This is a genomic window from Fodinibius salicampi (assembly GCF_039545095.1).
Taxonomy (GTDB): Bacteria; Bacteroidota; Rhodothermia; order Balneolales; family Balneolaceae; genus Fodinibius; species Fodinibius salicampi.
This window is the reverse complement of sequence record NZ_BAABRS010000001.1, coordinates 1,270,009-1,282,950: the sequence shown is the minus strand read 5'-3', so window position 1 is coordinate 1,282,950 and position 12,942 is coordinate 1,270,009. Positions and strand designations below refer to the sequence as shown.

17 protein-coding genes are annotated in these 12,942 nt (G+C 42.4%); 8 read left to right on the top strand and 9 right to left on the bottom strand.

The features are described from left to right. Nucleotides 1–80 precede the first annotated feature (80 nt). Nucleotides 81–437 carry a DUF3127 domain-containing protein gene (locus tag ABEB05_RS05270; protein ID WP_265788169.1) on the bottom strand — a complete coding sequence of 119 codons (357 nt, stop codon included), beginning with the start codon at nt 435–437 and terminating at the stop codon, nt 81–83. A gap of 180 nt (nt 438–617) precedes the next feature. Here ABEB05_RS05270 and ABEB05_RS05265 point away from each other — a divergent pair, with 180 nt between their 5' ends. The 3 genes from ABEB05_RS05265 to ABEB05_RS05255 all read left to right on the top strand — a co-directional run bounded on the left by ABEB05_RS05265 (nt 618) and on the right by ABEB05_RS05255 (nt 3,148). Beyond that, nucleotides 618–1,859: a glycosyltransferase gene (locus ABEB05_RS05265; RefSeq protein WP_265788167.1), complete on the top strand. Its 1,242-nt coding sequence runs from the start codon at nt 618–620 to the stop codon at nt 1,857–1,859. A 159-nt stretch (nt 1,860–2,018) separates the two neighbouring features. Continuing rightward, nucleotides 2,019–2,141: a hypothetical protein gene (locus tag ABEB05_RS05260; RefSeq protein WP_265788165.1), complete on the top strand. Its 123-nt coding sequence runs from the start codon at nt 2,019–2,021 to the stop codon at nt 2,139–2,141. Between the two features lie 245 nt (nt 2,142–2,386). Then, nucleotides 2,387–3,148 (top strand): hypothetical protein, encoded by a 762-nt coding sequence (locus tag ABEB05_RS05255; RefSeq protein ID WP_265788163.1) that lies wholly within the window; start codon nt 2,387–2,389, stop codon nt 3,146–3,148. 164 nt (nt 3,149–3,312) lie between these two features. Here ABEB05_RS05255 and galE read toward each other — a convergent pair whose 3' ends face one another. From galE to ABEB05_RS05215, 8 genes are all read right to left on the bottom strand, one after another. Further along, complete coding sequence (gene galE / locus ABEB05_RS05250; RefSeq protein WP_265788161.1) at nt 3,313–4,320, bottom strand: UDP-glucose 4-epimerase GalE; 1,008 nt, start codon at nt 4,318–4,320, stop codon at nt 3,313–3,315. Nucleotides 4,321–4,399: 79 nt separating this feature from the next. After that, the gene (locus ABEB05_RS05245; protein ID WP_265788159.1) at nt 4,400–4,753 is read right to left on the bottom strand and encodes a taurine dioxygenase; all 354 of its coding nucleotides are present in this window, start codon (nt 4,751–4,753) and stop codon (nt 4,400–4,402) included. Between the two features lie 105 nt (nt 4,754–4,858). Further along, entirely contained in the window at nt 4,859–5,227 is a 369-nt protein-coding gene (locus ABEB05_RS05240; protein ID WP_265788158.1) for an acyl-CoA thioesterase, read from the bottom strand. Between the two features lie 45 nt (nt 5,228–5,272). Then, a complete protein-coding gene (locus tag ABEB05_RS05235; RefSeq protein ID WP_265788156.1) occupies nt 5,273–5,659 on the bottom strand; it encodes a VOC family protein in 387 nt (128 codons plus the stop codon). A gap of 116 nt (nt 5,660–5,775) precedes the next feature. Continuing rightward, nucleotides 5,776–6,264 carry a hypothetical protein gene (locus tag ABEB05_RS05230; RefSeq protein ID WP_265788154.1) on the bottom strand — a complete coding sequence of 163 codons (489 nt, stop codon included), beginning with the start codon at nt 6,262–6,264 and terminating at the stop codon, nt 5,776–5,778. Nucleotides 6,265–6,341: 77 nt separating this feature from the next. Next, nucleotides 6,342–6,968 carry a tetratricopeptide repeat protein gene (locus ABEB05_RS05225; protein ID WP_265788152.1) on the bottom strand — a complete coding sequence of 209 codons (627 nt, stop codon included), beginning with the start codon at nt 6,966–6,968 and terminating at the stop codon, nt 6,342–6,344. Nucleotides 6,969–7,007: 39 nt separating this feature from the next. Next, entirely contained in the window at nt 7,008–7,643 is a 636-nt protein-coding gene (locus ABEB05_RS05220; protein ID WP_265788150.1) for a class I SAM-dependent methyltransferase, read from the bottom strand. After that, nucleotides 7,640–8,806 (bottom strand): BtaA family protein, encoded by a 1,167-nt coding sequence (locus ABEB05_RS05215; RefSeq protein WP_265788148.1) that lies wholly within the window; start codon nt 8,804–8,806, stop codon nt 7,640–7,642. Before ABEB05_RS05215 ends, ABEB05_RS05220 begins: the two co-directional genes overlap by 4 nt. A gap of 150 nt (nt 8,807–8,956) precedes the next feature. On the opposite strand from ABEB05_RS05215, the gene ABEB05_RS05210 reads away from it, so the two are divergent. The 5 genes from ABEB05_RS05210 to ABEB05_RS05190 all read left to right on the top strand — a co-directional run bounded on the left by ABEB05_RS05210 (nt 8,957) and on the right by ABEB05_RS05190 (nt 12,941). Continuing rightward, a complete protein-coding gene (locus ABEB05_RS05210) occupies nt 8,957–9,211 on the top strand; it encodes a hypothetical protein (protein ID WP_265788146.1) in 255 nt (84 codons plus the stop codon). Nucleotides 9,212–9,289: 78 nt separating this feature from the next. Then, a protein-coding gene (prfB, locus tag ABEB05_RS05205; RefSeq protein WP_265789037.1) for a peptide chain release factor 2 occupies nt 9,290–10,409 on the top strand; the annotation gives its coding sequence in 2 pieces (ribosomal slippage) (nt 9,290–9,349 and nt 9,351–10,409; 1,119 coding nt in all). After that, nucleotides 10,409–11,002 carry a dephospho-CoA kinase gene (gene coaE, locus ABEB05_RS05200; protein ID WP_265788145.1) on the top strand — a complete coding sequence of 198 codons (594 nt, stop codon included), beginning with the start codon at nt 10,409–10,411 and terminating at the stop codon, nt 11,000–11,002. Before prfB ends, coaE begins: the two co-directional genes overlap by 1 nt. Nucleotides 11,003–11,139: 137 nt before the next feature. After that, nucleotides 11,140–12,171 carry a class 1 fructose-bisphosphatase gene (fbp, locus tag ABEB05_RS05195; protein WP_265788143.1) on the top strand — a complete coding sequence of 344 codons (1,032 nt, stop codon included), beginning with the start codon at nt 11,140–11,142 and terminating at the stop codon, nt 12,169–12,171. Between the two features lie 17 nt (nt 12,172–12,188). Beyond that, nucleotides 12,189–12,941 (top strand): SGNH/GDSL hydrolase family protein, encoded by a 753-nt coding sequence (locus tag ABEB05_RS05190; protein WP_265788141.1) that lies wholly within the window; start codon nt 12,189–12,191, stop codon nt 12,939–12,941. Nucleotide 12,942: the final 1 nt, after the last annotated feature.

Sequence of the window (12,942 nt, the reverse complement as noted above, 5' to 3'; positions counted from 1 at the left end):
GATATAATAGTCTACATCTACAACCATCATTTATAAAAAAGCGGGAGGTGAATATACTCTTAAAACAAAAGCTGAATTTCTTAAAAGGGTGGCTCTTCGTCTTCATCTTCCGCCGAAAGATTTATAACGGGCACCGAATCCTGTCCGGCTGACTGATCTGTTATTTGATCGCCTTTTTCAATTTTCCAGGCTTTCACATCCGTGTACCAATTGCCTTTATATTCCCGGCTTTGGATATCTATATAAGCAACAATCTCTTCACCTTCCTCCAGATCAGCTTTGTCAATATTATCCCCCCATTGGGTAATGCAAACCTCTTTGGGGTACTGTCCCCCGGTTTCTAAAATGAAGTCGCGTTTACGCCAGGGACCATTTTTTCCTGATCCTGATTGTTCTTCCAGTATTTTTTTTACTGTACCTTCTATTTGTAAATCCATTTTGCTAATTCCTGATCATTGCTAAACATTCTGTGGGTCTCTGAAGAATAAGATCTAAGGGGTTGGAATGCAATTTTAAATAGCTAATTTTGATGTGCTAAATAATCAGGAATATAGATGATGACAACCCAATAATATGGTATGTTTGCATGACATACAGAAGTATTAAACAGGAGCAACATGACAGATCCTTCACTTTTAGTAATCGGTTCGGTATGGCCCGAACCCGATTCTTCTGCAGCTGGTCGGCGGATGATGGAAATCCTGTCCCTGTTTCAAAAGCAGAACTATGAAATAACTTTTGCTTCAACAGCAGATAAGAGTAATTACAGCGTTGACCTGGAACAAAAAGGAATTAATGAACAGCCCGTTAAACTTAACGATTCCTCATTTGATGAGTTTATAAGAGGTTTGCGACCGGAGGTTGTGCTTTTTGATCGGTTTACCACTGAGGAACAGTTCGGATGGCGGGTTGCAGAAAACTGTCCGCAAGCGATGCGAATACTGGATAGTGAAGACCTGCACTGCCTCCGACGAGTACGAAAAAAAGCTATCAGGGACGGACGTTCTTTTAATACTGAAGAGCTGTTGCAGGCGGATGTAGCGAAACGGGAGGCGGCCAGTATTTACAGGTGTGATCTCTCGTTAATCATTTCAGAATATGAAATGGAGGTATTACAGAAGGTATTCAGGGTCGATCCATCTTTACTTCATTATTTGCCTTTTTTGATAGAGCCGATTGATAAAAAGCAGCAAAATAACTGGCTGGATTTCAGTGAGCGCCGGCACTTTGTTACCATCGGTAATTTTAGGCATCCCCCTAACTGGGATGCGGTGCAGTACTTGAAAAAAGATATATGGCCTTTAATTCGATCATCCCTTCCCAAAGCAGAATTGCATATTTATGGTGCATATCCTTCTCAGAAAGTTCAGCAGCTTCACCAGCCAGAGGAGGGCTTCCACATTAAAGGCAGAGCGGAAGATGCAAAAAAAGTGGTAGGCAAAGCAAAAGTAATGCTGGCTCCTCTTCGTTTTGGAGCAGGTTTAAAAGGTAAATTAGTTGAAGGAATGGAATGCGGAACGCCTTCGGTTACTACTGATATAGGTGCAGAGGGATTACAGGGAAATTTAAATTGGCCTGGCGCTGTTGAAAACAACCCAGAGAATTTCGTAGATAGCTCGGTGGAACTTTATACCAACCGGGAGAAATGGCAAAAAGCTCAAAAATATGGAGTAAACATTATTAACAAGCGGTTCTCTAAAAATAATTTTGAAGAACAGTTTATTACCAGGCTAAACAGAATCAAGGAAGGTTTGGAGAGCCATCGCAGACAAAATTTTACAGGCAGCATGTTAATGCATCATACTGCCGCCAGTACCAGGTACATGTCAAAATGGATCGAAGAAAAGAACAAAACGTAGTATGTTGTCTGTGATAGCAGGTCGGTTACGTATTAGCTGTTTATTATATTTGATATGTTAAATTAACGATAGAATTTATGGGTACCCATTCTCATGGTAATGATTTTGGCAGCAGTTGTCATCGGAATATTAGTCCTTATTTGGTTATGGAAAGTTCCATTGGCTGGACTGGTCAACGCACTTAAAAAGGGAGGAAGCAGCACCTTCGAAGCCTATTTTGTTGTTATTCTCCTCTTTGCTGTTGGTGCAGCTGCCATTTACATGATGTGGCAAGTAGTTTAGGTAATAATTTAGTTAACTTAATGTGAACTCGATATAAGAATAAGGATAATGTAATCTCCCCTTTAGGGAGTCCTCTCGGTGATTTTCCGAGCGGAAGGAGGGGGGGCTTTACCAAGGAAACACCTCCCGACCTATCCACTTATTGGTGGATAGTGCCCCTCCTCAAGGAGGGATTTTTCGAGCCTTTTTGTTGATTTTTACATCAAACTCAGGATAACATATCTTAATTTATAAAAATAAATGTCATGAAGATTAAAACCAGTTTTCTGTTTTTTTTGCTTGTCGGATGTGTAACAGCAACTAGTTTGTCCCAGCAGTCCACAACAGTGGTCGTACGGGCCATAGCTAAAGATGCTAAATTTATAGGCACTTCCATGGATGGCGCTTCGATACTCATTGAAGAGGCAGATTCGGGAGTTATTCTTGCGGAAGGGAAGACCGAAGGTACAACGGGAGATACCCAACGTCTGGTGCGGGAGCCGCACAAGCGGTATGGAGATTTACATACCGAAGGAGCTGCAAAGTTCGAAGCCCAGCTGGATCTATCCGAGCCCACATTGGTGAAAGTATCTGCTACGGCACCGAAATCTCAGAGGCAATCGTCAGTTACGACGAGCACAGAACTGTGGTTGATTCCGGGTAAAGACATTACCGGAGATGGTATTGTTCTTGAGATTCCCGGCTTTTCCATAGATATACTTCAGCCCCAGGCCCATGAGCGCAATCCCAATGAAACGGTAACCATTACTGCTAATGCAGTTATGATGTGTGGATGTCCCATTGAACCGGGTGGTTTGTGGGACAGCGATGAGATGGAATTTGTGGCTGTCATTGAAAAAGGAGGAGAAGAAGTCGAACGAAAGCGGATGGAGTTTGCTGGAAAGCAGAACACTTTCGAAGCTTCCTTTGCACCGGAAGAAAACGGGCCATACCAAATTTTGGTATACGGTTATGATCCAAGAACGGGGAATACAGGCGTGGATCGGACGACCTTTATTAAGCAGTGACTACAGTGATCAGTCTGCAGTGAAAAGTACAACAGTGATCAGTGTGTCAGTTGTTTTGGGCATCAGGGAGTGGAAAGATAGGAAGGTTAAAAGTTGAATGTTACTCGTTGGATGTTAACAAAACTTTCAACCTTCAACATTTAAACCTTCGACCTGCAAGTTGCTCAGTAACCAGTGGGATTTTGGGACTGCCACCGCCAGGAGTCCTCACACATTGTTAATAGGTCGCGTTCCGCTTTCCAGTTTAGTTCTTTTTCCGCTTTGGAAGGATCGGAATAGCAGGTAGCGGCATCGCCGGGACGGCGATCCGTAATTTTATATGGGATTTCTTGTCCAGATGCCTTTTCAAAAGCCTTTACTACATCCAGCACGCTGTATCCTTGTCCGGTGCCCAAATTGTAGGCAACTACTCCCGGATTCTCTTCAAGTTTTTGGAGAGCCTTTAGATGTCCGATTGCCAAATCCACAACATGGATATAATCCCGTACCCCGGTGCCGTCATGGGTCGGATAGTCATTGCCAAATACAGAAAGATAATCGAGCTTGCCCACCGCTACCTGGGTAATAAAAGGCATAAGATTATTGGGAATATCATTGGGATCTTCGCCTATTTTGCCGCTTTCATGAGCGCCAACCGGATTAAAGTAGCGCAATAAAGCAATATTCCAGCTGTCATTGGCAATATGGAGATCTCTTAATATCTTTTCGATAAATAATTTGGTCCGGCCGTAGGGATTGGTTGTTGTAAGGGGGGCATCTTCTTTTATAGGAACTTCATCCGGATCTCCATAAACGGTTGCTGAAGAACTAAATACCAAATTATAAACGCCATATTTCTGCATCGCTTCACAGAGCATGAGAGTGCCGGTGATGTTGTTATGATAATAGGAGAGTGGTTTCTTAACAGATTCGCCCACGGCTTTATAACCCGCAAAGTGGATTACGGAATCTATTTGATGTTGATTGAAAATATCATCAAGCTCGGCTTTGTCAAGCAGGTCGGTTTTATAGAAAGTGACCGAACGCCCGGCAATATCCTCTACCCGTTCAAGTGCTTCTTCCTTGCTGTTATTTAGGTTGTCGACTACAATAACATTGTGTCCTTCCTTTAACAGCTCAAGAACGGTATGGCTGCCGATATATCCTGCCCCCCCGGTAACTAATATTTCCATCTGTTTTTGCTTTAGTAATTAATTAAGAAAAGAGTCTGTTTTGTCCTCCCGTGAATCTCCGGTTATTCCCCAAATTGGTTTACTCTGGATTCTGGGCTAAATGCTCAAGCTCATCAATGATTGTTGCACATATTGAATCCATTGTATCAACTAATTCTTTGAGTTCTTCATCTGGAGCATCTTCTTCCAGCCTTACTTTGGCCTTTTCATAATTATCCACCACTTCATCAGCCCCCATCATTTTAGCACCCGGCTTGATCTTGTGGCCGGCTTCCCGCAGTTGCTTCATATTGCGATCCAGAAGATGGTTATGGAAATTGTCTTTAAACTCAGTAAAAGAGAGCACGCCGGCCTCACAGAATTCAATGACATATTCCGACTCATCGAAAAGCATTTCCGATATTTTATCAGGCTCTATATATGTATAATCCATAAATTATGCGGGAGTTAGGGTGAAATATAAAGGTATTTGAAAAAACGATATCCTGTTAACAATGTAAACCTATTGGGATCTTTCATCAATAATTTATCAGGAAAGTTAATTTTGTGGTTCTGTTACATTGTGGGGAGCAGGTCGTCCATCGTCGTCAAGGTTTACAAACACAATTTTGTCTATTTTTATAATGGTTTCCTTACTAAACTTATTTCGGACTACACAACGGACGGTAATGGAGGTTCTGCCAAATGAGACCGTTTCCATCCCAATTTCAATAATATCGCCGAGTCCGGCCGAGCTGACAAAATTTATTTCCGTCATATACTTTGTAACGATATTTCCTTTATTAAGTTGGCAAGTGACAAAAATTGCTGCTTCTTCATCAATCCAGCTTAATACAGTTCCACCAAAGAGTGTTCCGGATGCATTTAAATCCTGCGGTTTAATAAGTTTTCGGCTAAAGAATTGCATAGATAAGGTTATATTATTTTAATAATTAAATTTTTGCGTTTAGAATTACTGATCAGCAGGTTCCCACAACTCAATTTTATTGCCTTCAGGATCCATGATCCACGCAAACCTGCCAAATTCGGTATCTTCCATCTCCCCGACCTGATTGATACCTTCCTCTTTTAACACCTGTAAAAGTTTAGGTAAATCCGCTACTATAAAGTTGAACATAAACTCCTTATCACTCGGATTAAGGTAGTCGGTATCACTTTTGAATGGACTCCAGATCGTATATCCTTTTTTGGGGCGCAGGCTATCATTTTTCCAGTCGAAGGTATAGCCCCCATATGTTTCATCAATAGGAACTCCCAGGTGTTTTTTATACCACTGGCTCAACGCCTTAGGATTATCTGCCTTAAAGAAAATACCCCCGAATCCAATAACTCTTTCCATGCCGTTGATTACATCAATTAAGTAACTATTAAAGCTTATCTTAGGTAAAATTCCGATAAATAAAAAGGCCGCTCCCTCTATGAGGAAGCGGCTTAAGTATCGTTTAAGTATTGTTACTAAAAATAATAGGTTCCAATTACTGCAGCTCCGGTAGATAGCGAGCTACCACCTCCGTCGTTTATAAAAAAGTTTAGTTGTCCTTCTACGCCTAAACTGAAATGATGATCGAGAAAATATTCGCCTCCTCCCGTAGCGCCCAGCAGGATATCGGTTTCATCGTTGTCGTTTACGTCATTCGAAGTGTGCTGAATAATACCTCGCGCACCGATATAGCTGCCGAAATCATTTCCCAGATCTTGGTAAAAACGAGGAGCAACTCCCACATTTAAAGAAGTAAAAGCATCTTCCTGGTGACTTATCCCAAATACAGGGGCGATGGTAACATTATCCGTCAGCCAAATGGGAATCTGCAAGTTTGTCTGGCTGTGCTGGATTGAGGCTGACAGCCCAACGGAACCCTCACCAGGTCGGTCTTGGGCATGAGCCATTGAACTAATACAAAATAACGTGATAAGAAGTATGGATAGTTTGGTAACAATTTTCATATGACTCCTGGTTTAATTACAAATGATATTATGCTTATAGAAAGGAATCGATGAAAGTGTTCCAAAGACGACTGTGGTCAGGACTTTTTTAACGCTTCCTGGCAGGCTTTGAGGTCTTCCTGTGCCGGTTCGTAATCGGGGGCAATTTCAAGGCATTGATCGAAGTACGAAATCGCTTTTTCATATTGACCGATGTGCTTTAGCATCAGTCCGATATTATTGTATGCCTCATGAAATTCCGGATCCAGTTCTATCGCTTTTTTGTAACAGCGTCCCGCTTCTACTGTATTATTTGCCCGCAGATGATGATTGGCGAGATTGAAATAGCCCATCGCATCGTCAGGCTTGATTTTGGTGATATATTCGAAGAGTTCTCGGGCTCGTTCGTCTTCATCGGCGATTTCATATATATCCGCCAGGTTATTAAGGGCAGGAACATAATCGGGACGTATTTCAAGGGCATCCAAATAATGATTAACCGCCTGATCGATTTTATTCAACTCAAAAAAAGTATTGGCCAGATTAAAATGAGCCTTAAAGTGATTCTGATCTTTTTGAAGAGCTTGTTGATAGGCTTTAACCGCCTGCTCATATTCTCCCAGCATTTGATAGCCGATCCCGAGTTCATTAAATAAATCCGCATCCTCGGGGGATTCCTGCAGTTCTTCTTTTATTTCGGAGATCTGGTTTTCTATTTTTTCCATAGAACGCGAAGATAAGAAAGTTCTCTCTTTTTCTCAGTGCTAAAGTTTATAAACCTGCCGGCCAATAAATTGGAAGTAAGTCCACAACCCCAAATAGGCACGATGTGTTTTAATTTGTGAAGGGATAAAATACTTTTTGAGCAGCGGCAAAAAATGCCCGTCAAAATTGACATGATTTATTTCCATCCATTGCCGAAACCATGGGAAACGGCTGGTATGAAAATCGACAACGGCTAGATATCCGCCCGGTTTTAAATCCTGGTGTAGGTGGTTAAAAATATCGTCAACCGGTGCTTGGAACATGGTTAATGAATAGGAAAGCAGGATGAGATCAAATTGATCCAGATTGAGTGAGACTCTCCCATACGGATTGTTTACAAGGCGGATATTTTCGGAGGGTTGAAGGCGATTCCTGGCTTTTCTGAGCATTTCAGTTGACATATCCATTCCAACAATAACAGCATCGGGAAAATGATACTCCAGCTGTTCTATGTTTTTGCCGGTCCCACATCCGATTTCTAAAATGCGGGGTTGAGGCGGAAGATCCGGAATCATGGTGATTAAAGAGGTCCGGCCGAAGAGGAAACTCCACCGGGTTATATCATATATATGGGAATGAAACCGGTAATAGTTTTTGATTTTGGAATCGGTATGAGATGGAGTGGAGTTTCTCATTGTACGATAGCTAAATGAGTACTTTCATAAGTTCCTACTCGGTCCTGAAAATGTAAGTTTTCGGTAAGTGAGCAGGCAAAGTTGAGTTTTTTTCTGGCGAAAGAGGGAATGAAATCGGCTTCTGGCGCAACAGAGCGAAACAGGATTCGTGTGCCGGCTACAGCATTTCGGAGAATATATTCCCATTCTCTGGCAAGTAGTTCGGGATTTTGACCAATCATCCAATCCTGGTGATCGAGTAGTACAAAGTGTGAGTAGGTACCGGGATTTCGTTTTAAAAACTCCGATAAAGTTGAAGTATGGATTTCAATACGATTAACACGTGACTGAAGAGTGTCAAAGTATTCTTCCTTTAAATAATTGGGGCAACAGTCCGAAGTATAAGAACCGGTTAGGTACACCCGCCAGAAATAATTGTCTTGTATGGGGATTTCGGTAAAGACCTTCCGCAGTGATTTACGGATATAGTGGAGAATTCCTTCCGAATATTCTTGTTCAATAATCTGGCGCTGTGTAGAAGGGACTCCAATCATTGACAGCACCGCATTGCGGCTGAGAAGCCAGCGCTGAAAGCCATTCCAGAGCAAAGGTTCAATCTCATTGAAATAGTAGGCTTGTTCCTCGAGCGTTTGGGCATTAAGGAGATGTTTTATATCGCCATAAAGTCCTTTTTTTCTAATGCTGTTACGCATCAGCAGGGCAAACTTTCCGGAGGTACCCCTGAAATAGAAAGAGGATTCACTTGAATATGGGGAAAAGTAGTGTATATGGTCATCCCAGTATGTCTGGGCACGGGGAGACAGGTATTTTCGAAGATCCTGATTATAAATCATTTCCGCTCCTTCTATTTCCCCACACCCAAAGAAAGACCATAACAGTGATGGATTTCCTTTTTTAATCAGTGCTTGCTTTAGTTGGAGCAGAGCATTTTGTACCGGATTTTTATCGATGCAAAAAATATGCTTGGGATTGTCGATCAGGTAATCCAGGGCATTGCAGCCGGCGCTGGTAAGCATCACTACTTTGCTTTGATCATCAAGCTGTAACATCTCCCGGTCGAGTCGTGGATCTTCCCAACAAGTATTGTATACCAGGTTGTTGGACACCACTGACTTAAACAGTTGGTCCCGCAGTTTTTCTACTATATCTGATAATACATTCATACGCTATTAAAATATATTTTCTATGTGTAATAGATGTGAACAAATCGTAACTTATATGTTAAGAATGTGGCTGAATGAGAGAAATCCTCTCTGTAATCCCGGTTGAAATTTGTATCTTTTAAAAGAGTTATTAATCAAATTATTAGAGTCATGGCACAGGATAAGGAACACAACGAATCGAATGGTGAAGAAACAACGGAAGAGCAAAAGAAACAGCATATCCGCAGCTATGAGAAACTGATTGATCAGCTTAAACAAGAGCGCGATTCCGTGCGCGAAGCGGTTGATCACGACTATCGCGAAGCCCGACGCTATGTACGGTCACATCCCGAAGAGGGAGTGCTTTTTGCTTTTGCCGGCGGACTTGCACTCGGATTCATCTTGGGGAAGCTGAGCAACAGGTAGTTTTTACATTACAATCATTGAGTTTTGAACTAGCCATCCTTTAATCTTTTAAAGAATAATTTCGTGAGTACTACAACCATCAATGCCGATTATCTGAATGAACTATTTGAGCGCGTGGATGCGCTCAGGGGGTATCTTTGACTATGAGCAGAGAAAAGTAAATATCATAGAGCTGCAGGAACAGACCCAGGATCCTAACTTCTGGAACGACCCCGATGAAGCTCGCCGGATTATGAAAAGGCTGGATCATGAAAAAGGCATGGTAGCCCAATGGGATGAACTGGATGAGCTTCGGGATAGTATCCGGGTTTACCAGGAGTTTCTTGAAGAGGGAGAAGATGTATCTGATGAACTTGAGCAGGAAGCCCGCAAGCTGGAACGGAAGCTAGAGGTTCTTGAACTCAAAAATATGCTCAGGGGCGAAGATGATCATCGTGATGCGATATTGACCTTTAATCCGGGTGCCGGTGGTACTGAAAGCCAGGACTGGGCTGAGATGCTGTACCGCATGTATACCCGATGGGCCAAGAAAAACGAATTTGATATTTCAGTGATCGAATATCAGGATGGAGATGTTGCCGGGCTTAAAAGTGCTACTATAGAAGTTAGCGGCGAATACGCATATGGTTATTTAAAAGCCGAAAGTGGAGTACACCGGTTGGTACGTATTTCACCATTTGATAGTAATTCCAGGCGTCATACCTCTTTCTGTTCTGTATTTGTATCTCCGGTCATTGACGATACCATTGAAATTGATGTTGATGAGAGTGATGTGGAACTGCAACGTTTCCATGCCAGCGGGGCCGGGGGACAGAATGTTAATAAAGTTGAGACCGGCGTTCGCTTGATTTGGGAAGGTCAGCTTTCGGATGGAACGGAAGAACAGGTGGTGGCTGAATGTCAGCAAGAGCGTTCTCAGCATCAGAACCGTGAGAAAGCAATGGTATTGTTGCGATCCAAAATTTACGAGCTGGAAAAGCAGATCAAGGAGCGGGAAAAGCAGAAGCTCGAAGATTCCAAAAGCAAAATTGAGTGGGGGTCACAAATTCGGTCCTACGTCTTTCATCCCTATAATATGGTTAAAGATCATCGTACCGACCATGAAACTTCTAGTGTTGAAGATGTAATGGATGGGGAGATTGATGAATTTATCAATGAATACCTCCTTTCTATCTCAGCAACTGAAAAGACGGAATAATGGTTATTGTCGGCATTACGGGAGGGATAGGCAGCGGAAAATCTACCGTTTGTGATGTTTGGAAAAAGGAGGGAGCTTATATCCTTAATGCCGATGAATTTGCCAAGCAGCTGATGGTCGATAACGATGAAATTCGCTCGGAAATAAAGGCTGCTTTTGGTCCTGAATCATATACGGCTGAAGGAGAGCTTAATAGGAAATTTCTCTCGGAAGAAGCCTTTGAAAAGGGGCGGGTGGATGAGCTGAATGCGATTATTCATCCCAGGTTGCCTGCTGCGGTACGCGAACGGATGAAGGAGGCAGCGGAAAAAGGCTATAAGGTAGGCGTTTACGAGGCCGCCTTGTTACTGGAGAGTGATCACCTGGATCTGTTTGATTACCTGGTGTTAGTATTGGCCGATGAGAAGCGCCGGCTCCAGTGGGTCAAAGAACGCGATGAAGCCAGCGAAAAACAGGTAAAGAGCCGGATGAATAAGCAGCGAAACTTTGAGAATGCTGTGAGCCAGGCTGATATTGTGATTCGAAATGAGGGGACACTTGAGGATTTGAAAAAGAAAGCTGAAGTTGTATTTAATAAGTTTTTGCATTCATAAGACTCTTTCTTGCTAGCTTAATTTTATTTAAGTGACTATGATAAGTCAAAGAGGCTCTTAGTTTTATTGTTCTTTTAAAAGTATAGCTTATACCTCTAATAAATATAAATCAGCCAATAATTAAAGGGGAGAAAACTATGGTAGATAGAAATAAGAAGCGAGTAATTACGCTCGAAGAATATATTATTCAGGCCCAGAATAAGTTCCCCGGGGCTACCGGCGACTTGTCGCAATTACTTAGGGATATTGGACTGGCAGCTAAAATCATATCCAGAGAAGTAAATAAAGCAGGTATTACCAATATATTAGGAGAAGACGGCAGCAAGAATATTCACGGTGAATCCGTAAAAAAACTGGATCTTTTTGCTGATGAGCAAATGATTTCTGCGCTCAACCGTGCTGAAATTACCTGCATGGTTATATCGGAAGAAAATGATGGTATTGTTGAGCTGGATAATGCCGGAGGTAAATATATCGTATATCTTGACCCCTTGGATGGTTCATCAAATATTGATGTAAATGTGTCTATTGGTAGTATTTTTTCTATTTATATGCGTGAAAAACCCGGCTCGAATCAGCTTTCTGCCGATGAAGCCCTCCAACCTGGACTTAAGCAGGTAGCAGCAGGCTATGTGCTTTATGGTTCGAGTACGCTGCTGACTTATACCACGGGCATGGGGGTATCTGTATTTACACTCGATCCAAGTATAGGAGAATTTATCTTATCGGAGGATGACGTTAAAATCCCTGATAAAGGGACCATTTATAGTGTTAACGAGGGCAGCTACCACTCATGGGATAAAGGACTGAAGCAGTATATTAAATATTGTCAGGTGGAGGATAAAGAAACGAGCCGCCCCTACAAAGCAAGATATATCGGTTCCATGGTAGCGGATGTTCATCGAACGCTTAAAACCGGCGGTATTTTTATTTATCCGAACAGCAGCCAGTACCCTAACGGAAAACTTCGGCTGATGTATGAATGTAATCCGCTAAGCTTAATTATTGAACAGGCCGGCGGACTGGCTATTGATGGAAAAGGACGTATTTTGGAAATAGAGCCGGAGGCTATACATCAGCGAACTCCTATTTTTATAGGTTCGCAAGAGAATGTGTTGAAAGTGAAAGAATTTTTGGATAAATATTCCTCAGAAACAATATCAGCTTAATTATTTATAGGTGAGTTATGGATTATACGCGGCGAAATTTTCTTCAAACTATTACTGCGGCCGCTCTTGGGGCAGCCGGGCTGGCACTAACTCCGGCGCAAGAAAGACGGAAATCGGGAGATGACTTTCCGGTTATACCAGAGGATGCTACAATTCTCTTTCAGGGTGATTCTATAACCGATGCGGGAAGAAATAAAGGCGAAAAAAATGCAAATAGCGGATTAGGATCAGGATATGCAATGCTTGCTACAGCACATCTGCGGCACAAGCTGGCAGAACGGGACCCCCAAAGTTATAATCGCGGAATAAGTGGCAATAAGGTGTTTCAACTGGCTGATCGCTGGAAAGAAGATGCGCTTGATATTGAACCTGATCTATTGAGCATTCTCATTGGAGTGAATGACTATTGGCATACGCTTAATGATTATGAGGGTACCGTTGAGACATACGAGCAAGATTTTCGATCACTGCTTCAACGTACCAAAGAACAACTCCCGGATGTTAACTTGGTGATTGGGGAGCCCTTTGTTGTCCTGGAAGGATCTGCCGTGGAAGAAGAGGATTGGCTGCCTGATTTCAGGAATTATCAGGCAGTAGCGAAAGAGATAGCCCAGGATTTTGAAGCGGCTTTTATTCCTTACCAGTCTATTTTTGATAAAGCATCACAAAATGTAGAACCTACTTACTGGACCGGTGACGGTGTGCACCCGACACTCGCGGGCTCTCAGCTTATGGCTAATGGATGGCTGGAAACAGTTAAACGAATGTAGA